Below are 8,037 nucleotides of genomic sequence, written 5' to 3'. Positions count from 1 at the left end.
TCAACAAACTTGGCACACTATTGAGTTCTCAAACAACAGACACACCCGGCACCACCACCAGCAAAAAACCACCGTGGATCGCTCCGGAGCAACTTTTCAAACTTACCCGCTGGCTTCTCACTTGTCAAACCGGCGTCCGCGACTCTCTTCAGCCAAAAGCTTGAGTGTCGGTTTTTCCGTCTGACTCCGTGGAGCAGCGCGGAAATAAACTCTACCACCACTTTTTCCAGATCGCCAACCGGGCCGCAGAGGGCCTTCCGCGCCCCGTACTGGAGACAGGAAAAGGCCCGGAACCACGCGGATTCCGGGCCTTCCCCGCTCATCGGGGACCGGCTGCTAGCCGGCCGCCGGAGCTCCCGGCTTGAAGTAGGCGGCCCCCAGCGGCGGGAGGGTGACGCTCAGCGTTGCCGGCTGGCCGTCCTGTCCCTGGTCCGTTGCCTTCAGCGCACCGGAATTGAGGACACCGGATCCGCCGTAAGTGGTGGCGTCCGTGTTCAGCACTTCGGTCCATGCACCGGCCTCCGGAACCCCCAGGGTGTAGCCGACGTGCGGCGATCCGGAGAAGTTGATGGCGCAAACCAGCGGGTTGTTCTCCTTGTCCCAACGGATGAAGGACAGGACGTTCCGGTCCGCGTCTCCCCCGTTGATCCACTGGAAGCCCCCGGGCTCGTTGTCCCTGGTGTACAGCGCCGGCGTGGAACTGTAGAGCTCGTTGAGGTCCTTGGTGAGCAGTTGCACGCCGTTGTGTGCGGGGATGTCGGCAAGCCACCAGTCGAGCCCATGCTGTTCGGACCATTCCGCTTCCTGGCCAAACTCGGTGCCCATGAAGATCAGCTGCTTGCCGGGGTGCGCCCACTGGTAGGCGAGGAAAGCGCGCAGGTTTGCGAGCTGCTGCCAGCGGTCGCCAGGCATTTTGCGGAGCATGGAGCCCTTGCCGTGGACTACCTCATCATGGCTGATGGGAAGCAGGAAGTTTTCCGTAAAGGCGTAGACCATGGAAAACGTGACGGTGCCGTGGTGCCATTTGCGGTTGATCGGCTCCTCGGAAATGTACTTGAGCGAATCGTGCATCCATCCCATGTTCCACTTCAGGCCGAAGCCGAGGCCGCCATGGCTGGTGGGAGCGGTGACGCCCGGAAACGCGGTGGACTCTTCGGCGATCATCACAGCGCCGGGGTGCGTCTTGTACACCGTGGCGTTGACTTCCTGGAGGAAGGAAATCGCTTCCAGGTTTTCCCTGCCGCCGAACCTGTTGGGCTGCCACTGCCCGTCCTGCCGCGAGTAGTCGAGGTAGAGCATGGAAGCCACGGCGTCCACGCGCAGGCCATCAATGTGGAATTCGTCCAGCCAGTACAAGGCGTTGGCCACCAGGAAGTTCCGGACTTCGGTTCGGCCGAAGTCGAAGATCAGGGTGCCCCAGTCAGGGTGCTCGCCCAGGTTCGGGTCTGCGTGCTCGTACAGGGGCTCGCCGTCGAACTGCGCAAGCGCCCAGGCGTCCTTGGGGAAGTGGGCCGGGACCCAGTCCAGCAGCACGCCGATCCCCGCCTGGTGGAGGGTGTCCACCAGGTAGCGGAACTCATCCGGGTGGCCAAAACGGGAGGTGGGGGCGAAGTAGGAGGTGACCTGGTAGCCCCAGGACCCGCCGAAGGGGTGCTCTGCCACGGGCATGAACTCCACATGCGTGAATCCGAGCCACTTGACGTAGTCAACCAGTTCCTTGGCGAGCTCCCGGTAGCTGAGGCCCAGGCGCCAGGAACCGAGGTGCACCTCGTAGACGCTCATCGCCGAGTTGTGGGGATCCCGCTGGGCGCGTGCCTCCATCCATTCGTCGTCCTTGAAGGCGTACGAAGGCTCAACCACCCGGGAAGCGGTCAGCGGGGGCACTTCGGTACCGAAAGCCAGGGGGTCTGCCTTCTCCACCCAGTGGCCGGCCTTGGTCCTGATTTCGAATTTGTAGCACGCCCCTGCCAAAACGCCCGGCACAAAGAGTTCCCATACCCCCGAGGAGCCCAGCGAACGGAGGGAGTTCTCGCGGCCGTCCCAGGCGTTGAAGTCACCCTTGACGCGGACCGCCTGCGCGTTGGGTGCCCAGACGGCAAACGAAACACCGTCTACGTCCCCCATGGCGGACTTGTAGTGCTGGACGTGGGCGCCGAGCACCTCCCAGAGCTTTTCGTGCCGGCCCTCACCGATAAGGTGCAGGTCCACTTCGCCCACGGTGGGCAGGTAGCGGTAGGGCTCGTCCATGGTGACCGGTTCGGCACCCGGGTAGGTGACCGACAGCCTGTAGTCGGGGACGTGCCCGTGCTGCAGCGGTTCAAGAACTGCCACCCAAACGCCATGGGCTTCATGTTCCATCGGCACTTCGCCCGTCGGCGTAATCACGGTCACTGCTTCCGCGAGGTGCTTCACCGTACGGATAGTCACGTGGCCGTAATCGTCAAGGTGCGCGCCCAGGACAGAGTGGGGTGCGTGGTGTTCACCGTTCGCAATCTTGCCCAGGGTGCCCTCGTCCACATGGAGCGGCGCTCCCGGCCGGTCAGTTCGTGCTGAGCCTGTCATTTCGTTACCTTCCGATGCTGCGCCGGCGTGATCGCCGGCGCCGTTACCGCCCAGGAGCCGCCGGGAGGCGTTCACGGGGATCGCCAACCAGTCGGGCCTGTTACGCAATTCATAAACTACTTCGTACAGTGCCTTGTCCAGCCACAATGCCACAAAGAGGGGCGACTCCCTGTCCACGGTCCCGGGCGTCACCGCCGCGTACCCTGCCAGGAAGGCCTCCGCGCAGTCGTCAACCCAGTTGGCCGGGACCTGCGCCCCTTCCTGTTCGCGCTGGGCTGCTCCGGCCGCGTAATCGAAAGACCGCAGCATTCCGACGACGTCCCTCAGGGGAACGTCCGGGACGTTGCGTTCTGCGACGGGCCGCAGCGGTTCGCCTTCAAAATCGAGGATGGCCCACCGCGCAGGGCTTCCCGCGTGCCCCGGGACCTGAAGGATCTGGCCCAGGTGGAGGTCCCCGTGGATGCGCTGCAGCGGGCCGGCCGGTGCGTGGTCCAGCTGGTCGAGCAGTGCGGTCAGGGCGTCGTCGTAAGGGCCGACGGCGCTTCCGGCTTCCGCCCATGCCTGGCGGACGCGCTGGGCTACTGCGGGAGCGATGACCTGGCCCGGCTGGCGCTCCGCTGACTGGCCCAGCGCTTCGGCCAGCCGCTGGTGGACGGTGGCGGTCGCCGCACCGAGCGCGCGGGCTTCTGCCGTGAAGTCAGTGCCGGACCGGGCGGCGTCAACGGCCAGCAGCCATGCGTCCCGGCCGCCCGCCAGGAACTCGTGCGCCACAGCCAGTTCGCCCTGGACATACCGCGGGCCCGCGCCGTTGGCTGCCGCTCCGTTTGCCGCCTGGGCCAGCCATTCGCCGCGCACCCAGCCAAGGGTGGCGGGAACTTCCAACGTGCCTGCAGCCGTCAGGGCAGCACCCACTTCAACTTCCGGATTGGTGCCGTCGGACAGCACCCGGAACACCTTCAGGATGGCGGCAGACTCGCCGTCGTCCACAATGACTGAACTGTTGGATTGCTCACCTGACAGCACCTTCACAACGCCGCGGCTGGTGGGCAGCCGCCGCTCCCCCTCGACACGGAAGCCGGCCGCGGCTCCGTTCGGCGCCTTTTCCCTGTTCCGGATGAGCTCCAGCAAGCTGCCCACGAAGTCGGGATCGTGGACGGCGTCATAGACCCAGGTCCGGGATGGATCCATGCCGGCGGCCTGCCCCACAAGGGCACGTTCCATTCCGGCAGCCGGCGCCTGCCGGAAACTCAAGGGAACCTGGACAACGGCCGTCCGCCTGCCGCCGTCGGGCGTCTTCGTGGTGACGCTCAGGAGGAAGACGGCCAGCCCGGCGTGGCCCGAGGGATCCTCAAGCCCCAGGCTGCCGGCCTGGGACATCTCGAAGTCGGGTGTCTTGACCGGGAACCAGCGCTGCCGTGGCAGCCATTCCTGGAGGAGGGCAGTGAGGGCGGGGGTGAGGATTGGCTGGTTCATATCTCAGTTCTCAATCGAGAGGATCGGAATTGCCTGCGTGTACGGAGACGACGGGTTGGATGCAGCGGACCGGATCCGCAACCAGAAGAAGTCGTGGCTGCCAAGGGTCAGGGTCAGGTTTCCGTCCTCGTTGATGCCGGGGAACGGCTGGCCGCCGAAGACATCGCGCAACCCCCGTCCGGCGAACTGCGGGATCTTCAACTGGGCCGCGACCGGATGCTGCGAGAGGTTGAAGGTGCACAGGATGGTCTCCGCGACGGCGCCCGCCGAGTTGCCGTCCGGAAGTTCGCGGAGGTAGGCCAGTACGGCGTCGTGGTCGGCATCGACGTGCTTGAACCCGCCGAGGCCGAAGGCGGGGTGGTTCTTGCGTACGCTGAGGATCTGACGGGTCCAGCGCAGCAGCGAACCGGAATGGGCCGCCTCAGCCTCCACATTGGCCATGCTGTAGTTGTACACCAGGGACTGGATGGGCGGCAGGTAGAGCTTGCCCGGATCCGCGTTGGAGAAGCCGGCATTCCGGTCCGGGTTCCACTGCATGGGGGTACGCACGGCATCGCGGTCTTCAAGCCAGATGTTGTCGCCCATGCCGATCTCGTCCCCGTAGTACAGGAACGGGCTTCCGGGCAGCGAAAGCAGCAGGGCGTTGATCAACTCGATCTCAGCGCGGGAGTTGTCCAGGAGGGGTGCGAGCCTGCGTCGGATGCCGATATTGGCACGCATGCGGGGGTCCGGCGCGTACCAGCCCAGCATGGCCGCCCGCTCATCCGCGGTGACCATTTCCAGGGTCAGTTCGTCATGGTTCCGCAGAAAGGTGCCCCACTGTGCCCCGTCCGGTATTTCGGGGGTGTCATGCATGGTCTCGATGATCGGGGCGGCCTTCTGGTCCCGGAGCGCGTAGTACAGCCGCGGCATGATCGGGAAGTGGAAGGCCATGTGGCATTCGGGCTCTTCTTCCGTCCCGAAGTATTCCACCACTTCATTCGGCGGCTGGTTGGCCTCGGCGATGATGACCCGCCCGGGATAGCTTTCGTCCACCATGGTGCGGAGCTTGCGGAGGAACTCGTGGGTGGCCGGAAGGTTCTCGCAGTTGGTCCCCTCCTCTTCGTACAGGTAGGGGATGGCATCGGCCCGGAAACCGTCGATTCCCTGGTCCAGCCAGAACCGGACCACATCGAACAATGCCTCGATGACCTTCGGGTTTTCGAAGTTCAGGTCGGGCTGGTGGCTGAAGAACCGATGCCAGAAGAACTGGCGGCGGATGGGATCGAAGGTCCAGTTGGATTCCTCCGTATCAACGAAGATGATGCGCGCGTCCTGGTACTTCTCGTCAGTGTCGCTCCAGACGTAGAAGTCCCCGTAGGGGCCATCCGGGTCCTTGCGTGACTCCTGGAACCACGGGTGCTGGTCCGACGTGTGGTTCAGGGGCAGGTCGATGATGACCCGGACACCCCGGGCGTGGGCCTCGGCAACCAGCCGCTTGAAGTCACTGATTGTTCCAAACTCGTCCAGGACCGAGTTGTAGTCGGAGATGTCATAGCCGCCGTCGCGCAGCGGTGACTGGAAGAACGGTGGCAGCCAGAGGCAGTCCACGCCCAGCCACTGCAGGTAGTCAAGCCTGTCAATGAGGCCGGAGAAGTCGCCGGAACCGTCACCGTTGGCATCCGCAAAAGCCCTGACCAGTACTTCGTAGAACACGGCCTTCCGGTACCACAGCGGATCATGCTGAAGGCCCGGGGCATTTAGCTCGAACGTGCTCTTGGGAGTGAAATGCTGGCCGGAACTTTGCGGATTGAAATTCACTGATGCATTCTCCTCACGCGCAGGATGTGCGCGGGCTCCACGTGCGGGTCGAGGCGGACGTAGTTGTACTCGCCCCACTCCCAGCTTTCACCGGAGATGAGGTCATCCACGTGGAAGCCGCCGTTATGCGTCAGGTCCCGGGCGTCGAGTTCAAGGGCCGCCAGGTCCAGCGAGACCGTGGATTCCCTGGTCCCGTGCGGATCTACGTTGACCACCACGATCAGGGTGTCCTTGGACCCGTCAGGAAGGGTCTTGTGCTTGGAGTAGACCACCGTGGCGTCGTCCGTGCTGTGGTGGACGGTCAGGTTCTGCAGGTCCTGCAGCGCAGGGTGGGCATGCCTGATCTCGTTGAGCCTGGTGATGTACGGGGCGAGGGTCCGTCCGGATTGCGCCGCGGCGTCCCAGTCGCGTTCCTTGTACTCGAACTTTTCGTTGTCGATGTACTCCTCCGCGCCGGGCCTGGCCACATGCTCAAACAGCTCGTAGCCCGCGTAGACGCCCCACAACGGACTGGCCGTCGCTGCCAGGGCGGCCCTGATCCTGAACGCCGCCGGCCCGCCGAACTGCAGGTATTCAGTGAGGATGTCCGGGGTATTGACGAAGAAGTTGGGGCGGAAGAAGGCCGCTGACTCGTGGCTCACCTCGGTGAAGTAAGACTCGATCTCCTTCTTGGTGTTCCGCCAGGTGAAGTACGTGTAGGACTGCTGGAACCCCGCGCGGCCAAGCGCATGCATCATGGCTGGGCGCGTGAACGCCTCGGCCAGGAACACCACGCCGGAAACCTCTTTGTTTACCTGCGCAATAAGCCATTCCCAGAACCACACCGGCTTGGTGTGCGGGTTATCCACGCGGAAAATCTTTACGCCGTGGCTCACCCACAGCAGCACAATCCGCAGAATTTCGTTTGAAAGCCCCTCGGGATCATTATCGAAATTGAGCGGATAAATGTCCTGGTACTTCTTCGGCGGATTCTCGGCATAGGCAATGCTGCCGTCCACGCGGGTGGTGAACCACTCCGGATGCGACTGTACCCAGGGATGGTCCGGAGCCGCCTGGAGCGCGAGGTCCAGGGCAACTTCCAGGCCCAGTTCGTTTGCCCGCGCCACGAAGGCGTCGAAGTCCTCGAAGGTGCCGAGGTCCGGATGGATGGCATCGTGGCCGCCTTCGGCCGCGCCGATTGCCCAGGGCGAGCCGGGATCGTTCGGGCCGGCGATCAAGGTGTTGTTGGGGCCCTTGCGGTGCTGCACGCCGATGGGGTGGATGGGCGGCATGTAGATAACATCGAAGCCCATGGCGGCGACGGCATCAAGCCGCCTGGCGGCGGTGCGGAAGTTTCCGGAGGTCCAGGTGCCCGTGGTGTGATCCTTGACGGCCCCTTCGGAGCGGGGAAAGAACTCGTACCAGGCGCCCCGTCCGGCACGGTCGCGTTCAACGTTCAGCGGGAACTTTTCGGAGACGGTCACCAGTTCGCGGATGGGCTGGTGCGCCACAACGCCGGCCACGTCGTGGCCGAAGCCGGCCCCGAGACGCTCCTCCGTGCTCAGCGACGTGTCGGCGAGCCTGTCGGCTGCCGCACGGAGAACGCCCCTGTCCCAGTCGCTGCGGGAGTCGTCTTCGGATGCTTCACCGAGCAGCGCGGATCCTTCGGCCAGCATCAGCTCCACGTCGATTTCGGCGGCCACCTTCACCTCGGCGTTGTGGTGCCACGTGCCGTAGCGGTCGTGCCAGGCCTCGATGGCAAAGGACCAGTTCCCCTCTTCCGACGGCGTGAGCACGCCTTCCCAGCGGTCCGTTCCCATGCCGCGTTCCCCGCGCGGCGGCGCGAGCCTGACCCTCTGGCGCTCATTGCCTTCGGGGTCGAAGAGCACGGCACTGACGCCGAGTTGGTCATGCCCTTCGCGGAAAGCGGTGGCGCCCACCACGATTCCCTCGCCGGGCAAGGCCTTGGCCGGAAATTTTCCATCCTCCACAACGGGCTGCACGGCGGTGATCGGGAATCGTCCGAACCGCAGCCCATCAGTGATGGAGCCGGTCGACATTTTCATTGATACGGCGCTGGTTCCTGAGTTAGTCGTCACAGGCTCGACGTTAGCGAGAAAAGAGCAAGATTGCTAAGCCTGCGCACCAGTTTCTGCGCGTCCCCCGTCATTTACCCAAAAGAAACCCGGCGCTGGTTCCGGCCGCCCATGTTGTCGGTTAGTG

Annotated in this window: 3 protein-coding genes; all 3 read right to left on the bottom strand. The window is 64.2% G+C overall.

Annotation, left to right across the window (positions count from 1 at the left end; all coding sequences use genetic code 11):
- Window positions 1-336: 336 nt before the first annotated feature.
- The 3 genes from U7114_RS17870 to U7114_RS17860 are packed head-to-tail and all read right to left on the bottom strand — an operon-like array spanning window position 337 to window position 7,874.
- A complete protein-coding gene (locus U7114_RS17870; RefSeq protein ID WP_321215377.1) occupies window positions 337-4,035 on the bottom strand; it encodes a 1,4-alpha-glucan branching enzyme in 3,699 nt (1,232 codons plus the stop codon).
- Window positions 4,036-4,038: 3 nt separating this feature from the next.
- On the bottom strand, window positions 4,039-5,835 hold the full coding sequence (gene treS / locus U7114_RS17865) for a maltose alpha-D-glucosyltransferase (protein ID WP_321215376.1): 1,797 nt from the start codon (window positions 5,833-5,835) through the stop codon (window positions 4,039-4,041).
- On the bottom strand, window positions 5,832-7,874 hold the full coding sequence (locus U7114_RS17860) for an alpha-1,4-glucan--maltose-1-phosphate maltosyltransferase (protein ID WP_321216216.1): 2,043 nt from the start codon (window positions 7,872-7,874) through the stop codon (window positions 5,832-5,834). Before U7114_RS17860 ends, treS begins: the two co-directional genes overlap by 4 nt.
- Window positions 7,875-8,037: the final 163 nt, after the last annotated feature.

The sequence above is a fragment of the Pseudarthrobacter sp. C1 genome, from assembly GCF_034720455.1.
Taxonomy (GTDB): domain Bacteria; phylum Actinomycetota; class Actinomycetes; order Actinomycetales; family Micrococcaceae; genus Arthrobacter.
This window is presented reverse-complemented; position numbering and strand designations above follow the sequence as displayed.